Source organism: Nonomuraea spiralis (genome assembly GCF_014648435.1).
Classification (GTDB): domain Bacteria; phylum Actinomycetota; class Actinomycetes; order Streptosporangiales; family Streptosporangiaceae; genus Nonomuraea; species Nonomuraea spiralis.
This window is the reverse complement of the sequence record NZ_BMRC01000001.1, coordinates 396558-413057: the sequence shown is the minus strand read 5'-3', so window position 1 is coordinate 413057 and position 16500 is coordinate 396558. Positions and strand designations below refer to the sequence as shown.

The 16500-nt window shown below is 72.2% G+C and carries 12 protein-coding genes; 5 read left to right on the top strand and 7 right to left on the bottom strand.

Annotated elements, in window-relative coordinates:
- Positions 1 to 14: 14 nt before the first annotated feature.
- Positions 15 to 323, top strand: a complete 309-nt coding sequence (locus tag IEZ27_RS01855; protein ID WP_125637467.1) for a ubiquitin family protein — start codon at positions 15 to 17, stop codon at positions 321 to 323.
- Between the two features lie 4 nt (positions 324 to 327).
- On the opposite strand, the gene thyX is transcribed toward IEZ27_RS01855, so the two are convergent.
- The 6 genes from thyX to IEZ27_RS01825 form a co-directional block, all read right to left on the bottom strand.
- Positions 328 to 1110, bottom strand: a complete 783-nt coding sequence (thyX, locus tag IEZ27_RS01850; RefSeq protein ID WP_189645570.1) for an FAD-dependent thymidylate synthase — start codon at positions 1108 to 1110, stop codon at positions 328 to 330.
- Positions 1111 to 1232: 122 nt separating this feature from the next.
- The gene (locus IEZ27_RS01845; protein WP_189645569.1) at positions 1233 to 3872 is read right to left on the bottom strand and encodes a M4 family metallopeptidase; all 2640 of its coding nucleotides are present in this window, start codon (positions 3870 to 3872) and stop codon (positions 1233 to 1235) included.
- A gap of 138 nt (positions 3873 to 4010) precedes the next feature.
- A complete protein-coding gene (locus IEZ27_RS01840) occupies positions 4011 to 4775 on the bottom strand; it encodes an ABC transporter permease (protein ID WP_189645568.1) in 765 nt (254 codons plus the stop codon).
- A complete protein-coding gene (locus IEZ27_RS01835; RefSeq protein WP_189645567.1) occupies positions 4772 to 5668 on the bottom strand; it encodes an ABC transporter ATP-binding protein in 897 nt (298 codons plus the stop codon). The genes IEZ27_RS01840 and IEZ27_RS01835 overlap by 4 nt, the downstream gene beginning before the upstream one ends.
- A 58-nt stretch (positions 5669 to 5726) precedes the next feature.
- Positions 5727 to 6872 carry an amidohydrolase family protein gene (locus IEZ27_RS01830; protein WP_189645566.1) on the bottom strand — a complete coding sequence of 382 codons (1146 nt, stop codon included), beginning with the start codon at positions 6870 to 6872 and terminating at the stop codon, positions 5727 to 5729.
- Positions 6873 to 6977: 105 nt separating this feature from the next.
- The gene (locus IEZ27_RS01825) at positions 6978 to 9104 is read right to left on the bottom strand and encodes an anthranilate synthase component I (RefSeq protein WP_189645565.1); all 2127 of its coding nucleotides are present in this window, start codon (positions 9102 to 9104) and stop codon (positions 6978 to 6980) included.
- Positions 9105 to 9381: 277 nt separating this feature from the next.
- On the opposite strand from IEZ27_RS01825, the gene IEZ27_RS01820 reads away from it, so the two are divergent.
- From IEZ27_RS01820 to IEZ27_RS01805, 4 genes are all read left to right on the top strand, one after another.
- A complete protein-coding gene (locus tag IEZ27_RS01820; RefSeq protein WP_189645564.1) occupies positions 9382 to 9909 on the top strand; it encodes an SDR family NAD(P)-dependent oxidoreductase in 528 nt (175 codons plus the stop codon).
- Positions 9906 to 10529, top strand: a complete 624-nt coding sequence (locus IEZ27_RS54855; RefSeq protein ID WP_125637475.1) for a TetR/AcrR family transcriptional regulator — start codon at positions 9906 to 9908, stop codon at positions 10527 to 10529. Before IEZ27_RS01820 ends, IEZ27_RS54855 begins: the two co-directional genes overlap by 4 nt.
- Positions 10530 to 10540: 11 nt before the next feature.
- Complete coding sequence (locus IEZ27_RS01810; protein WP_189645563.1) at positions 10541 to 11980, top strand: glycosyltransferase family 39 protein; 1440 nt, start codon at positions 10541 to 10543, stop codon at positions 11978 to 11980.
- A 138-nt stretch (positions 11981 to 12118) separates the two neighbouring features.
- Positions 12119 to 15616 (top strand): S8 family serine peptidase, encoded by a 3498-nt coding sequence (locus IEZ27_RS01805; RefSeq protein WP_189645562.1) that lies wholly within the window; start codon positions 12119 to 12121, stop codon positions 15614 to 15616.
- A 67-nt stretch (positions 15617 to 15683) separates the two neighbouring features.
- Here IEZ27_RS01805 and IEZ27_RS01800 read toward each other — a convergent pair whose 3' ends face one another.
- Positions 15684 to 16469: an SGNH/GDSL hydrolase family protein gene (locus IEZ27_RS01800; protein ID WP_189645561.1), complete on the bottom strand. Its 786-nt coding sequence runs from the start codon at positions 16467 to 16469 to the stop codon at positions 15684 to 15686.
- Between the last annotated feature and the right edge of the window lie 31 nt (positions 16470 to 16500).

The window sequence follows — 16500 nt, the reverse complement described above, 5'->3', positions numbered from 1 at the left end:
CGATGGCCAGGTCGATGACCAAGCCCGTGACGATGGTCGTGTTCGTGCTGCCCGCCTCGCTGCGCCGGTGGGTGAGCGGGCGCACCGAGGTCAAGGTGTTCGCGATCGGCGCCGACCGCGACTCCCCGCCCACCCTCGGCTCGGCGCTCGACATGCTGCGGCGCACCCACCCGATGCTGGAGGAGCGCCTGCGCGACGACTACGGGCGCATCCGCCGGCACATCAGCATGATCGTGTGCGGGGAGAACGCCCGCGGCCTCGGCGGCCTGGACTACGCCCTGCCGCCGGGCGCCGAGGTCTACGTGTTGCCCGCCCTCGCCTGACGCCTCAGACCTTGCGCCAGCCCGGGACCCAGGCCCCGTCCTCGACGACGTAGTCGCCGAACAGGGCGGGCGCCTCCTTGCGCATCAGCTCGCCGATGCGCTGGAACAGCAGGCGGATCTCCTCCTCCGCGCCGACCGCGGTGCGGGCCTCGATCGTGTGCCGCAGCGTGCGCACGTTGGCCGTCCAGACCAGCCCGGTGGCCAGCCCCTCGGGGGCGAACCTGCGCATGAACGAGGTGCGGTGCTTCTTCTCCGAGAACGGCACGCCCTCCTCGTCGAGCCCGAAGTGCCCGGCCATCCAGAGCTGGAACTGCTCCAGCTGCTCCAGCACGGCCGTGGCCCGCTCCATCAGCTCGTCGTCCTGCCGGGCCCAGTCGGGGAACCAGAACGGCAGCTCGTCGAGCCGGACGAAACGCAGCGACTCCTGGGAGATGGCCACGCCGGGCCGGTGGCGCACCAGCTCGTGGGTCAGGACGCGGCTGACGTTGTGGAGCACGAAGCTGAAGCTGACGTGCTCCAGGACCGAGCCGTGGGCGCTGGCCAGGATGTTACGCAGGTAGTCGTCCTGGTTCTCCCTGATGCGCACCACGTTGGGGTTGAGGCCGGGTTCGAAGGAGCGGTAGCAGAGCCGGCCGGCGAACTCGGCGAGGTTCTGGGCGTCGAGGTCGCCGCGGTCGAGCCGCTCCAGCCAGCTCTCGCCGCCGACCTCGCCGAGATAACGGCCGAGCTCGTCGTAGTCAAGCTCGGGACGGGCGACGATGAAGACCTCGGGTTCGACACTGCGCATATGGGAGCCCCCCGCTCGGGTTCTGTGGTTTGTGACGGGCTCAAGCAAACCAGCTCCCGGGGCTGCGCGCGACTCGGCGCCCGCCGTCCCCCTCCGAGGGCACGGCGGGCGCCGACGCCAGGTCAGCAGCGGTGTGCGGGCCTGTCGCGGGTGACGAGGTCGGTGTCACCGGCGGTCCCGTCGAGCCACAGGACGCGGCCCCCGGTTCCGGCGGCGAACAGCGACTGCTCTCCCCTGTTGCAGGAGTAGCGTTCCAGGGCTCCGCCGGTGACCGGCACCTGGTAGATCTTTGACAGGTTCACGTTCTCCAGCGTGGTGCCCTCCGGCTGCACGCCGACGGTCACCCGTGACTCGCTCGCGTCGAGCCAGGTGGGGTGCGGCGCCTGCGGCCCGTCGGCGACGACCGGCGTCTGGCCGGTGCCGTCGAGGGCGACCCGCATGACGCCCATCCGGCCGTCGCGGTTGGCGTCGTAGAGCCAGACGACGTGCTTGGCGGTCACCGCCGGGGAGATCGAGAGCGATGGGAGCACGCCGGTCGGCGGCACCTCGGGCACCACGACCTCCGTGCCGGCCGCCAGGTCGCGCACGACGGGCGTGCTGTGGCTGCTGCCCGAGGCGAAGGTCACCCGGATGTAGACGAGCCGGCCGCCGCTGATCGAGGGCATGTAGCCGGCCACGCCCTTGCCCTCGGTGAGGATGACCGGGGCGGCGTTCCCGCGCTTGAGCCACATCTCGACCTCGCCGGTCGCCGGGTCCTCTCCGGACCAGGCGACGGTGTCGCCGGAGACGGCCGCGGCGTAGACGTAACCGGTGCTCTCGTGCACGACGGTGGAGGGCGCCGAGGCGTCGAGCGGGCGGGAGCGGATCTGGAAGACGCCCGCGGCGGGGTCGAGGGAGACCCAGACGGCGCGTCTGCCGTCGGTGGCGGGCGTCCAGTCCCAGCGGCCGTCGTCGGACAGGGTGGTGGCCCGGCCGCCGCTCACGCGTCCGGTCTGGATGACGGTGGAGCCGTTGGTGTCGGGGGTGTTGTTGGTGACGGCGTACCGGTCGCCGGCCAGGGCGGGCGGGTCGAGGGCGTCGGTGAGGCCGTCGAGGACGACGCGGCTGTCGGTACGGATCAGCCGCTCCCAGCCGGGCCTGATGCCGTGCCGGTCGAACGCCTGCGCGACCGCGATCCGGTCACGGGCGTTCAGCCCGGCGGCGCGGGCGGCCGACTCGACGGCGCGGCGGCCGTCGCCGAAGTCGTCGAGCGGGGTCATGTACTCGGTCAGCGCCTTGTAGACGACCTTGTCGAAGCCGGTGCCGAGCTTCTCCCTGGCGTCCCACAGGGCGCCGGAGAAGATCGTGGAGTTGAGGTGCACGCCGCCGCTGTCGAGGGCGGTGGTGACGCCGAGGTAGTCCTTGGCGGCGTTCCGGTCGTCGTCGAGGTCGCGGATGGCGCACTGGGCGGGCGGGAGGTTCTTGCACAGGTCCTCGCCCAGCAGGCTGGCGTCCGGGTCGCTGGTCGGGATGCCGAGCGCGCCGGTCTGGATGGCGTTGCCGAAGTAGTCGGCCAGGCCCTCGTTCATCGCGCCGGACTGGCCGAGGTAGACCAGGTCGGCGCTGTGGGTGATGACGCCGTGGGTCATCTCGTGGCCGACCACGTCGAGGCTGGCGGCGAAGGAGTGCAGGTCGGCGCCGCCGCCGCCGTAGACCATCTTGGTGCCGTCCCAGAAGGCGTTCTCGAACGGGCCGCCGTAGTAGGTGACGTTGACGACGGAGTACATCGTCCCGCCCTTGCCGTCGAGCCCGTCGCGGCCGAGCGCCTTGTAGTACTCGTAGACCTTGCCCGCGCCCCAGTGGCCGTCCACGGCGCCGCTCTCGGTGTGCTCGGCGCCGAAGGCGGGCGTGGGCGACTCGGCGAGCTCGGTGCCCGCGGGGATGCCCGGGTCGAGGAAGTCCTGCACGTCGGCGCCGGCGGCGTCGTAGGTGAGGATCTCGCCGGTGGTGCCGTTCCACATCGGGCGGGCGCGGTCGCGCAGCTCGTACGCGTTGTCGGCCCGCTGGAAGGCGTTGAGCGGGACGTCCTTGCCGTGCGCGGTCTTCCCGCTGCCGGTCGCCGGGCCGGCGAAGCGCAGCCGGTCCACGGCGAACAGCGGCTGCCCGGAGTGGGCGTCCACGTACGCGTCCAGCAGGACGGGCCGCTTCTTGGCCGCGTCGGCGCCGGTGAGCGTGACGTGCCAGGCCAGCACGCCCTTGCCGCGCGGGACCACGAGCAGTTCGCCGGGCGTGGCCTTGATCGTGTCGCGGATCCGCTCGTCCCGGACCAGCCGGGAGCGGGCCAGCCGGGCCGCGAGCGCGGGGGTGACCGTGGGCGTGGGGTCGACGTCGAGCTCGGTGAGGAAGCGGCCGCCCGCCCCGGTCACCGCGCGGCCGGTGCCGTCCTTGCGGAAGCGCACCAGGTACTGGGCGCCGAAGACGGGCAGGTTCCGGTACCGCTGGGCGAACCTGACGGTCTCGTCCTGGCCGTTGACGACCGTGGTCAGCGGCACCAGGTCGGCCGGGTCGAGGTGGTAGCGCGGGTCGGCCAGGTGGGTCTTGGCCGCGGCGACGGGGTCACCGGCGGCGGCGGGCTCGGCCAGCCCGCTCACCTCGGCCGGGGCCAGGGTGCCGGCCCGTGACTCCACCTGCGGTTGCGGCGGATCGTCGGCCGCCGCGACTCCGGGAACGGCCAGCGCGAGGGATAAGGCTGTGGCCGTGAGAACGAAGGGACGCCAGGACACGACACCTCCAGGTGTGGCGTAGGGGTTCTGGCGTCCCCGATCATCACAGCAGTTTTGACAATCAGACAAATCACAATTTAATAACCGGAAATTGAAATTCCCGATTACCAATGAAATTTCGGGAATGAATGGCTTTCGTCAGGTGATGTCACGCCGCAGAGTGGTGAACGAGGCCACCGCTGAGAACACCAGCGCGTACCCGAGCAGCACCAGCCCACCCGCCCACGCCGGCAGCAGGTACGTCGTGTCCAGCCCCAGTGTGTTGCCCGTGTTGGTCAGCGCCGAGGCCGCGCCGGCCGGCGTCCACCTGGCCACCGGGTGCAGCACCGGGATCGCGTTGACGACGGAGTCGACGACGTAGACCCAGACCACCACCGCGATGACCGCCGCGACCTGGTTCCTGACCAGCGCCCCGAGCCCCAGCCCGAACAGCGTGTAGAGGGCCAGCGCCACCAGCACCCCGGCGACGATCCGCACGATCGTGCCCGTGAGGATCAGATCGGTGCCCGCCACCACGACGCTGCCGACCACGGCCAGCGCGGTCAGCGCCAGCACCGCCAGCCCGAGCAGCGCGCCCACCACCAGCGTGGCGAGGAGCTTGGCGGCCACCACCCGCACGCGGCGCGGTGTGACGAGGAAGGTCGTCGTGATCGTCTGGTAGCGGTACTCCGCCGTCATCATGACGACGCCGAGCACGGCCGCGAACAGCACGCCGCCCTGGCCCAGGCCCCACAAGGTCTCCTGGAACGGCGGGGTGCCGCGGTCCGGGAAACCCTGCTGCCCGGCGAAGGCGATGGTGAAGCCGAGCGGGAGCGAGGTGTAGGCCAGCATGACGATCAGCATGATCCACCAGAGCCTGGTGGTGGTCACCTTGAGCAGCTCGGCCCGGACGATCGCGATCATGCCTGCCCCTCCCCCGTCAGCTCCAGGAAGACGCGCTGCAGGTCACCGCGCTCCTGGGTGATCTCGGTCAGCACGACCCGCTCGTCCAGCGCGATGCCGCCGATGCGGTCGACGTCGAGGCCGCGCACCCGCAGCACCTCGCCGTCGGCCTCCACGACGCCGCCGTGCCGCTCCAGCGCGGGCCGCAGCGCGTCGGGCTTGGCCGTACGGACCCTGATGACCGGGGTCTCACCGTTGGCGACCAGGTCGGCGAGGCTGCCCTGGCGTACCAGGCGGCCCTTGGCGATGATCACGACGTTGTCGACGATCTGCTCGACCTCGGCCAGCACGTGGCTGGAGACCAGTACCGCGGCCCCCTTGTCGTGGGCGAGGTGGCGCATGAACCCGCGCAGCCACTGGATTCCGGCCGGGTCGAGACCGTTGGCGGGCTCGTCGAGGATGTACACCCTGGGCTCGCCGATCAGCGCCGTGGCCAGCGCGAGCCGCTGCCGCATGCCGAGCGAGAAGCCCTGTACGCGCTTGCCTGCCACGTCGCTCAGGCCGACGTGCTCCAGCGCCTCGTCGGCGCGGCGGCGGGGCAGGCCGGCGGCCGTGCACAACACGCGCAGGTGGTTGTAGGCCGTACGGCCCGGGTGGAAGTTGGTGGCTTCGAGCACGGCGCCCACCTCGCTGAGCGGGTGGGCGAGCTCGACATAGCGCCGGCCGTTGACCAGCGCGCTGCCGGAGTCGGCGGTGACCAGCCCTAACAGGCTGCGCAGGGTTGTCGTCTTGCCCGCCCCGTTCGGGCCGAGATAGCCCGTGATCGTGCCGGAATCGACTGTGAAGGACACCCCGTCCACCGCGCGTACCGGACCGAAGGACTTGGAGAGGTCTCGGATCTCGATAGCACTCATGGTGCCGCGATTATCCTCGACGAGACCTGGATCACACCTCCTCCTCGCGGAGGAGATGTCACAGGCGGTACACGCGGCGGGCGTTGCCCGAGCCGATCATGTGGGCGACCCGGGCCGCGTCGGCGGCGCTCCACTCCCCCGCCTCCAGCCTGGCCAGCAGCGCCGTGCCCAGCGCCTGCCGGTAGTACAGGGCGCCGAGGTAGCCGGTCTCGGCCACGCCGTGGCAGTCGGAGCTGAACAACTGCTTGTGGAACGGCGCCAGCTCCAGCAGCTCGTCCATGACGCGGGCCGAGGCGGCGGCCGTGTGCGGGAGGGCGAGGCCGACGTCGACGTAGACATGGGGGTAGACGCCGGCCAGGTAGGCGGCGGCGCGGTGGTAGGGGTAGCAGTGGAGCAGGATGACCGGCACGCCGAGGGGTTGCAGCGCGTCCATGAGCTCGCTGAGCCGGGCCGGGTCCGTACGGTGCAGGCCGGGGCCGCGGCCGCCGAACCCGGCCTGGAACTGCACCGGCAGCCCCCGCTCGCGGGCCACGTCGATCGCGCTCCACAGCAGGTGGCGCAGCAGCACGGGGTCGGTCAGCGGCGGCTTGGGGTCGGACAGGCGGCGGTTGGCCCCGGCGATCACCGAGCCGGTGCTCGGCCTGGCCGGCTCGAAGTCGAGCCCGCAGCGCCCGCCGATGACCGTCTTCAGCCCGACCGCCCTGGCGGCCCTGGCCGACAGCTCCTCGGCCAGGCCGTCGAGGTAGTCGACGGCGATGTGCGCCGTCGCGGCGACGTCCTGCTCGATCTGCTCGATCCGGACGATCTCGTCGGCGGCGGCGCCGCCGTGGCGGCCCATCTCGGCCGCCGACAGCAGGTCGATGTCCTCGTCGCCGGTGTCCACCAGGAACGCCACCACCCCCGCCCCGGCCAGCAGGCGCCGGTTGACCTCGCCCGCGCCCAGCTCGGCCCGCCGGGCGAGGTAGACGGCCGGGGGCGCGTGCGGCTCAAGGTCGAGCAGCGGCGCGCACCAGCGGCGCAGGCCCATGCCGAACGGCGAGTCGAAGTGGGTGGTGCCGGGCGGGGCCGGGACGCCGCCCGCGTTGATCAGCGGCTCGAACTGGGACCGGGTCAGGTCGTCCCGGCGCACCCCGTGACAGTGATGATCGACGAGCGGGGCGAGCAGCGCGTCACGCACCGTGTCGGGCAGGGCTACGGGGAGCATGCGGAGACTCTAGGGGAGCCCCGCACGCGCCCGCGGACGTTTTAACCTACGACAGGAACACCCTGCCCGTTCCCAGACGAACCCGGCCCCTCGGCGGCGGCGGACTCAGCGGCGGGTCAGGCGCAGCACGTTGGCGATGACCTTCGCGCCGGCGCCGCCCTCCTGGGTGAGGATCGACTCGGGGTGGAACTGCACGGCGAAGCGCCGCCGTTCGACGTCCTCGATGGCCATGACGTTGCCGTCGGGCGTGAGCGCGGTCGGGGTGAAGCCGATCACGCCGGGCCGCTTGGCGTGCAGCGAGTGGTAGCGGGCCGCGGTGAACTGCTCGGGCAGCCCGTCCAGCAGCGCGCCGCCGCCGAGCCGGGCGACCTGGCCGCGCTTGCCGTGCTCGGGGTAGTCGAGCAGCTCCAGCGAGCCGCCGGCGTGCTCGACCATGGCCTGCAGACCCAGGCACACGCCGAAGACCGGCAGGTCGCGGGCGTAGATCTCGTCGATGAGCGCCGCCATGCCGAAGTCGGACGGCCAGCCGGGGCCGGGCGAGAGCACGACGAGGTCGGGCGCGATCTCGTCGATCATCTGGGCCGGGAAGCCGTGGCGCAGCGTCACCACGTCGGCCCCCTCCTGGCGGAAGTAGTCGGCCAGCGTGTTGACGAAGGAGTCCTCGTGGTCGACGAGCAGCACCTTCATGCCCGCGCCCGGCTGCTCCCTGACCACGACGGGCGGGACGGCGTCGGGCTGGTTGACCGCGGCCAGGGCGCCGAGCAGGGCGCTGGCCTTCAGCTCGGTCTCGCGCTCCTCGGCCTCGGGGTCGGAGTCGAACAGCAGGGTCGCCCCGGCCCGGACCGTGGCCACGCCGTTCTTGATCTGGGCGGTACGCAGGGTCAGGCCGGTGTTCATGGAGCCGTCGAAGCCGATGAAGCCGATCGCGCCGCCGTACCAGCGGCGGGTGGTGGCCTCGTGGTCCTCGATGAACTGCATGGCCCACGTCTTGGGCGCGCCGGTGACGGTGACGGCCCACATGTGGGTGAGGAAGGCGTCGAGGGCGTCGAACTCGGGACGCAGGCGGCCCTCGATGTGGTCGACGGTGTGGATCAGGCGGGAGTAGAGCTCGATCTGGCGGCGGCCGATGACCTTGACCGTCCCGGGGACGCAGATGCGCGACTTGTCGTTGCGGTCGACGTCGGTGCACATGGTCAGCTCCGACTCCTCCTTGACGCTGCTCAGGAGGGTGCGGATGGCCTCGGCGTCCTCGACCGGGTTGCTGCCGCGGGCGATGGTGCCGGAGATCGGGCAGGTCTCGACGCGGTCGCCGTTGACCCGGACGTACATCTCGGGCGAGGCGCCCACCAGGTGCTCGCCGTCGCCGAGGCTGATGATGAACTCGTACGGCGCCGGGTTGCTCTGGCGCAGGCCGCGGTAGAAGGCCGACGGGTCGGTGCAGGCGGCGTGGAACACCTGGCCGGGCACGACCTCGAACAGGTCGCCGCGCTTGAACCGCTCCTTGGCGGCGGCCACGACCTTGGCGTACTCGCCGCGCACGGGGTCCTTCGGCAGCTCGCCCGGGACGACCTGCGGCACGGAGGAGCCGGTGCGCTCGAGGCCGCGGGTGGTGGCGCCGTCGACGGTGAACTCGTAGCGGTACTCGATGCTGGACTCGCGCTGGCGGTCGATCACCACGATCCGGTCGGGAAGGTGGAGCACCAGGTCGCGCTGGTCGTCGGGGCGGGTCAGCTCCTGCCTGATGGGCTCGAACTGGAAGGCCAGGTCGTAGCCGAAGGAGCCGTAGAGGCCGAGGTGGGGGTCGTCGCCGGCGAAGGCGGCGACGACCTCGCGGATCGCGGTGAACACGGTGGGCCGGCGGCTGCGCAGCTCCTCCGGCAGCAGGTCCGCCGACTCGGCGACGTAGACCTCGACGCGGTCGGGCGTGGGCTCGGTGACCGGCTTGCCCGCGGCCAGCAGGCACGAGGCCACGGCGGGCAGCACGACCCGGCCGCGCTCGTTGAGCGCGGTCGCCGAGATGACCCGCCCCCTGGCGACCAGTTCCAGGCAGGGGTCGACGTAGCCGAACGCCCATCGGCTGTAGCGGCCCGGATAGTCCATGCCGGACGAGAAGGCGCCGCCGCGCCGCTCGCCGAGCGCGGTCACGATCTCTTCGAGTGACTCTTCGCCGACCTCGCGCGCCTCACGCTCGACGCCTACGCCCCCGGCGGTGGTATATCCGCTGCTCTCCACTTGCTGCCCCTAACCACGTCAATCATGAGGCCCCGGGGGCGGACACGCGAAAGGCCGCCATCCGGGGCGGCCGTCCTTTGGGAGGAATGCGAAACACGCGCCGCCTAGAAGCGGCGCCACCACTGGATCTGAGGGCGATTTCGCATGCCCACAGGTTAACCGCCCGTCCAAGATCGCGCAACGCGACACCCCGGTACGGACGCATTTCAATACAGTGCTGTACTGTATCGAAATAGTGGGCAGCCCTCAGAAGGAGTCATGACATGGCAGGCAAGGTGTGTCTCGTCACCGGCGCGTCAACCTGTTCGGCCCGGCCCGGCTGGCGCAGCTCGTCCTGCCGGGCATGCGCGAGCGGCGTTCGGGCACGATCGTGAACATCTCCTCCATCGGCGGCGAGATCGCCCTGCCGCTCGGGTCCTGGTACTACGCCTCCAAGCACGCGCTGGAGGCCTACTCCGACAGCCTGCGGCAGGAGACCGGGCCGTTCGGGGTGCGGGTGGTGGTCCAGCCGGGCATCATCAGGACCGGCTTCGAGGACGGCACGCCGGGCGAGCTGCGCGAGATCTCCGGGCACGGCGCGTACGCCGGGACCGCGGAGTGGATGGCGCGGCGGGCCGAGCGGTCGCTCGGCGAGCGGGCCACCGGCTCCGACCCGCTGGTCGTGGCCCGGCTGGTGCGCCGGATCGCCGCGACGCCTGCCCCGAGACCCCGGTACGCCGTCGGCAAGTACGCGCGGCTGCTGCTGTGGCTCAATAGACTCCTGCCCGACCGCCTCTACGACAAGATGGTGACCAGGCAGGCATGACGCAGCGAGCTCCGGCGAGCGCCCGTACGGCGGGCCGCCCGCGCAGCCGGGAGGCCGACACGGCCATCCTCACGGCCGCGCTCGACCTGCTGATCGAGCTGGGCGCCGCGCAGACCAGCATCGAGCAGGTCGCCAGGCGCGCCGGGGTGACCAGGGCGACGGTCTACCGCCGGTTCGCCGGCAAGACCGCGCTGCTGGTCGAGGCCCTGGAGTGGGCCAACCACGACCACGACCCCGGTTTCACCGGCTGGCGCGACCTCGGCCACATGTTCGCCGACTGGGCCGCCCACCTGGCCGAGCCGCGCAACCGCCGCCTGCTGCGCCGGGTCAACGCGCTGGTCGACGACTATCCCGAGCTGATCGGCACGTACCGGCGGCTCAACGGCGGGCGGCGGGCGGCCGTGGTGCGCGAGACGCTGGAGCGGGCCGCCGGGCGCGGGGAGCTGCCCGGTGGGCTCGACCTCGGCGTGGTGCAGGAGATGCTCACCGGGGCGGTGCTCAACCACCTCGGCTCCCACCCCGACGACGAGGGCCCGGACGAGATCAAGGCGTACTTCCTGGCCGTCGTGAAGCAGATCGGTCACCGGCCGGCGGTGACAGACGGGGGCGGGAGCATCTAGCCTCGGCGTTCATGGAGCGGCCCTGGGCGTGGCGTCCGGTGACGGTGATCGCGGTACTGACGGCCGGCGCGACGCTCGCGCTGAGCCCTTGGTACGGCTACCACCGCGACGAACTGTACTTCCGTGTCCTGGCCGGCCGTCCGGCCTGGGGTTATGTCGACCAGCCGCCGCTGACGCCGATGCTGGGCAAGGCCGCGCTCGGGCTGTTCGGCGACACGGTGACGGCGCTGCGGGTGTTCCCGGCGCTGGCCATGGCGGTCCTGGTCGTGCTGGTGGCGCTGGTCGCGCGGGAGCTGGGCGGCGACCGCCGCGCCCAGGCGATGGCCGCGGCGGGCGTGGCGACCGGGGCGTACACGCTGATCGCCGGGCACACGCTGCTGACGGTCAGCTTCGACCTGCCGTTCTGGACGGCGGCGATCCTGTTCGCGCTCAGGGCGCTGCTGCGTGATCAGCCGCGCTGGTGGCTCGCGGCGGGCGCGGTGATCGGCCTGGCGACCTACAACAAGCACCTCGTCGTGCTGCTGGTGCTGGGCCTGGCGGCCGGGCTGCTGATCGCCGGGCCGCGGCGGCCGTTCGCCGGTCCGTGGTTGTGGGCCGGGGCGCTGGTGGCGGCGGTACTGGCCGCGCCGAACCTGCTCTACCAGGCCACCCACGGCTGGCCGCAGCTCACGATGGCCGCGGCGCTCAGCGCGGACGAGGGCGCCGAGCTGCGGGTGTTGTTCGTGCCGATGCAGCTCACGCTGTTCGGGCCGGTGGTGTCGGTGATCGCGGCGTTCGGGTTCGCCCGGCTGTGGCGGGACCGGCGGGTGCGGGCGCTGGCGGTGGCCTATCCGGTGACGGCGGCGCTGACGCTGGTCAGCGGCGGGCGGTTCGACTACACCGCGGGGCTGATCGTGGCGCTGTTCGCGGCCGGGTGCGTCGGCCTGTCGCGGGCGCGGGCCGGGCGGGTGCGCCTGGCGTGGGCGTTCCTCGCGGTGAACGCGCTGGTCTCGGTGGTGCTGGCGCTGCCGGTCGTGCCTGCGGGCGAGCTGGCCAGTACGCCGGTGCCGGCGATCAACGAGGTGGCCCGCGAGTCGGTCGGCTGGCCGCGCTTCGCCGCCGCCGTCGGCGGCGTGCTGCGGGCGCTGCCGCCGGACGAGCGGGCCCGCGCGGTGATCGTGACGGGCAACTACGGCGAGTACGGCGCGCTCGACCTGGCGGGCCTGACCCGCGTGTACTCCGGCCACAACCAGCTCTGGGAGTACGGCCCGCCACCGGCGGACGGGACCGTGGCGATCCTGGTGAACGTGGGCCCGCGGGCCCGTGAGCTGTTCGCCGCCTGCGAGGAGAAGGCCCGGGTGGACAACGGCGTGGACGTCGGCAACGAGGAGCAGGGCATGCCGGTGTGGGTCTGCCGGGACCCGGTGCGGCCCTGGTCCGCCACCTGGCCAATGTGGCGACATTTCAGCTGACCACATTACATTTCGGGATTTGTCAGGGCTTGTTAGCGTCAGCACCCTTGCTTTCCCGACAGGATCTCTTCACCCTTCTCGACAGAGGCGGAAAGATCACCTCTTCCTCACCGTCGTGAACGTCGTGAAGGAGAGCACGTGCGCAACACCCTCACCTGGCGTGCGATCCTGACCGGGATCGTCACCGCCGCCGCCCTGGCCGTACCCCAGGCCCCGGCACAGGCGGCGCCCGATCCCGGCAAGATCTCCCAGACTGTCCGGGCCGAGCTGGACAAGGACGGCAAGGCCACCTTCTGGGTCCGGATGAAGGGCACGGCCGACCTGGCCGCCGCCCGCCGGGCCGCCACCAAGCGGGCCAGGACCGAGCTGGTCTACGAGGCCAAGACCGAGCGGGCCAGGACGTCCCAGGCCGGGCTGGTCAAGCTGCTGGACTCCCAGGACGCCGAATACTCCTCCTACTGGATCGTCAACGCCGTACGGGTGACCGCCGACGCCAAGCTGGCGGCCGCGATCAGCGAGCTGCCCGAGGTGGACCGGATCGACCCGGTCACCGTCGTCTCGCTGCCCAAGCCCGTGGCCGGGCGGGCCGAGGCCAAGGCCGGCGCCGTCGAGTGGAACGTCGACCGGATCGGCGCCCCGCGCGTGTGGAGCGAGCTGGGCGACCGGGGAGAGGGCATCGTGGTCGCCTCGATCGACTCCGGCGTCCAGTACGACCACCCCGACCTGGCCACGAGCTACCGGGGCAGGAACCCCGACGGCTCCTACACCCACGACTACAACTGGTTCGACCCGGCGCGCGTCTGCCCGTCGGCGGCGCCGTGCGACAACAACGGCCACGGCACGCACGTCATGGGCACGATGGCGGGCGCGAACGGCATCGGCGTCGCGCCGGGCGTGCGCTGGATCGCCGCCAAGGGCTGCGAGGTCAACACCTGCACGGACGCCTCGCTGCTGGCCGCGGGCCAGTGGGTGCTGGCCCCGACCGACCTGAACGGCCGCAACCCGCGCCCCGACCTCGCGCCGGACATCGTCAACAACTCCTGGGGCGGCAACGGCTACGACCCCTGGTACGTCGAGACCGTCCAGGCGTGGATCGCCGCCGGCATCTTCCCCGCCTTCGCCAACGGCAACGAGGGCCCGGCCTGCCGGACGAGCGGCTCGCCCGGCCAGTACGCGATCAGCTACAGCGCCGGCGGCTTCGACGTGAACAACGTGCTGTACGCCAGGTCGAGCAAGGGCGAGGGCCAGGACGGCGAGATCAAGCCGAACATCGCGGCCCCCGCCGTGAACGTGCGCTCCTCGGTCCCCGGCGACGGCTACGACTCCTACACCGGCACCTCGATGGCCTCGCCGCACGTGGCGGCCACGGTGGCGCTGATCTGGTCGGCCGCGCCGCGGCTGCAGGGCGACGTGGCCGCCACCCGGCCGCTGCTGGACAGCACGGCGATCGACGTGGCCGACACGAGCTGCGGCGGCACCGCGGCCGACAACAACGTCTGGGGCGAGGGCCGGCTCGACGCCTACGCCGCCGTCCAGGCCGCGCCGGACGAGGGGCTGGGCGAGCTGCGCGGCACGGTCACCGCGGCGGGCGCGCCGGTGCCGGGCGTGACGGTCAAGGTCACCGGGCCGCTGGCGCGCTCGGTCGTCACCGGCCAGGACGGCACGTACACGATCCCGCGCCTGCTGCCCGGCGAGTACGCGCTGACGGCGGAGAAGTTCGGCTACGACCGGGCCACCGCCACGGCGGCCGTCACCGCCGAGCAGGTCACGACCGGCGACGTGACGCTCACCAGGCAACCGGCGGGAACGGTGTCGGGCACGGTCACCACGGCGGGCACGCCCGAGCCCGGCGCGACGGTGGCCGCCACGGGCACGCCGGTGAGCGCGGTCACCGACGCCGCCGGCCGGTACACGATGACACTCCCGGCCGGGACGTACACGCTGACGGTCACCCCGGTCTCGCGCTGCTCCAGCGGGTCGAGCGCCCAGGTCACCGTGGACGGGGACGTGGTCAGGGACGTCGAGCTGCCGCTGCGCGGCGACGGCTTCGGCTACACCTGCCGGTCGGGCGCGCAGCCGTACGTGGCCGGCACCGAGAAGCTGGCGCTGACCGGCGACGACGAGGCCGTGCAGGTGACGCTGCCGTTCGCGGTCCCGTTCTACGGCACCGGGCAGGCCAAGGCGTGGATCAGCACGAACGGGTTCGTCAGCTTCGCCACCGACCGGATCGTCACCGGCAGCAACGGCGGCCTGCCGACCACCGGCACGCCGAACAACGCGGTCTACCCATACTGGGACGACCTGAAGGTGGACGCCGAGGCGGGCGTCTACACCGGCGTGGTGGGCGCCGCCCCGCACCGCCAGTACGTCGTGGAGTGGCGCAACGTGAACTTCTACAGCGACACCGGCCAGCGGGTGTCGTTCTCGGCGCTGCTGGGCGAGGACGGCTCGGTCTCCTTCCGCTACAAGGACATCGAGAGCGAGCGCGACCAGGGCTCCAGCGCCACGGTCGGCATCGAGAACGCCGCCGGCACCGACGCGCTGCTGTACTCCTACGAGGAGGCGGCGCTCTCGACCGGGCAGGGCCTGACGTTCACCGCGAGCCGGCACGGGCTGGTGACCGGTGTGGTCACCGACGCCAACGACGGCCAGCCGCTGGCCGGGGCGTCGGTGAAGCTGGGCGACGTGGCCTCGTTCACGACCGGCGCGGACGGGTCGTTCTTCGGGCAGGTCCCGGCGGGCGACCACGACGTGGTGGTGTCCAAGGAGCACTACGGGACGTTCACCAAGCCGGTCACGGTCGCGCCCGGCACGCTGACCAGGATCGACACCGCCCTGATCACCGGACGGGTGAGCGCCTCGGCCGGCGAGCTGACCGTCGTCCTGCCGGCCGAGTCCAGCCGGACGCGGACGCTGGAGCTGACGAACCTGGGCTCGCCGACGGCCTACACCGTGACCAGCGACGCGGCCTGGGCCTCGGTCACGCCGCAGGCGGGCGAGCTGGCCAAGGGCCAGAAGGCCACGCTGCGGGTGACGCTCTCCAGCGCCGGGGTCACCGCCGGCGGGACGCGCACCGGCAAGCTGGTCGTCAAGTCCGCCAGCGGGCGGCAGCCGGCCATCGAGGTCAAGGTGACCGTGGTGGTGCCCAAGCTCCAGGTGGCGATCGACGCCGGCGGCTCCAAGGCGCTGACCGACGCCGACGGCGACGCCTGGACGCCGGACCGCCGCTACACCCAGGGCGGCTACGGCTACGTGGCGACCTCCAGCAAGACGCAGAGCACGTCCAGGACCATCGCGGGCACCGCCGACCAGGCGCTGTTCAGGACGGCCAGGGAGGGCATGCTGGAGTACCGGTTCGACGGCGTGCCGGCCGGGACGTACACGGTGGAGCTGGACTTCGCCGAGGTGAAGAGCACCCAGATGGGCAAGCGGGTGTTCGACGTGCTCGTCGAGGGGCAGCTCGCGATCCCGGCGCTGGACCTGGCGCTGGAGGCGGGCACGTACACGGCCGTGGCCAGGCAGTACACGGTGAAGGTGAGCGACGGTCAGCTCAACGTACGCTTCGCCGCCCGGCAGGGGGCCACGCTGGTCAGCGGCGTGCGCATCTCCGAGCGCCCCGACAAGGCGCTGCCGTGACCACCCGGGGTCCCGCCGTCCCTGGTGCGGCGGGACCCCGGGTCATCCCGTACGGCGGGCCCCCGGGTCAGCGGTCGGCGGCCGTCAGCGGGGCGAGGTCCGGGCGTTTGGGCAGCGCCCCGTCGCCCGAGGAACGCCCGTTGATGCGCCTGCCGATCCACGGGCCGAGGTAGGTCCTGGCCCAGCGCAGGTCCTCGCGGCGGGCGGCCGTCCACACCGGCGGCCGCCTGACCGGGTACGGCTCCCGCCAGTCCGCGTCCACCGGCACGCCGAGCACCTCGGCGGCCCGCAGCGCCACCCTGCGGTGGCCGTCGGGGCTGAGGTGCAGGCGGTCGGCGTTCCAGGCGCGCGCGTCGCGGAAGACCGTCATCGGCCACAGGTCGACCAGCAGCGCGTCGTAGCGGCGGGCGATGTCGTGGATGTGCAGGTTGTAGACCTCGATCTTGGAGTGGGCCAGCCGCATGACCGGCACGTGCCGCAGGTCGAACCCGGTGAACATGAGCACCCGGGCGCCCGCCTCGGTCAGCGTCCTGACGCCCTGCTCCAGCCGCTTGGCCACGGACGCGGGCCCGCTGCCCGGCCGCAGGATGTCGTTGCCCCCGGCGCACAGCGAGACCAGGTCGGCGCCGAGCTCGACCGCCTTCGGCACCTGCTCGGACACGATGTCGTCGATCAGGCGGCCGCGGACGGCGAGGTTGGCGTACCGCAGGCCGGGTTGTCCGGCCTGGAGGTGGTCGGCCTCGATGTGCTCGGCCAGCCGGTCGGCCCAGCCGCGGAACCCGTACGCGGCCGGGTCCTCCAGTCCCTCGGTGAAACTGTCCCCTAGGGCGACGTAAGTAGTGATTCGTCCCATGACCGGATAGTTTGCCAAGGGGAATTCTCCT

Excerpts from the sequence above, each read along its gene's own strand:
- IEZ27_RS01855 (WP_125637467.1), top strand. The coding sequence starts at position 15 with ATGACCAAGCCCGTGACGATGGTCGTGTTCGTGCTGCCCGCCTCGCTG.
- thyX (WP_189645570.1), bottom strand. The coding sequence starts at position 1,110 with ATGCGCAGTGTCGAACCCGAGGTCTTCATCGTCGCCCGTCCCGAGCTT.
- IEZ27_RS01840 (WP_189645568.1), bottom strand. The coding sequence starts at position 4,775 with ATGATCGCGATCGTCCGGGCCGAGCTGCTCAAGGTGACCACCACCAGG.
- IEZ27_RS01835 (WP_189645567.1), bottom strand. The coding sequence starts at position 5,668 with ATGAGTGCTATCGAGATCCGAGACCTCTCCAAGTCCTTCGGTCCGGTA.
- IEZ27_RS01830 (WP_189645566.1), bottom strand. The coding sequence starts at position 6,872 with ATGCTCCCCGTAGCCCTGCCCGACACGGTGCGTGACGCGCTGCTCGCC.
- IEZ27_RS54855 (WP_125637475.1), top strand. The coding sequence starts at position 9,906 with ATGACGCAGCGAGCTCCGGCGAGCGCCCGTACGGCGGGCCGCCCGCGC.
- IEZ27_RS01810 (WP_189645563.1), top strand. The coding sequence starts at position 10,541 with ATGGAGCGGCCCTGGGCGTGGCGTCCGGTGACGGTGATCGCGGTACTG.
- IEZ27_RS01800 (WP_189645561.1), bottom strand. The coding sequence starts at position 16,469 with ATGGGACGAATCACTACTTACGTCGCCCTAGGGGACAGTTTCACCGAG.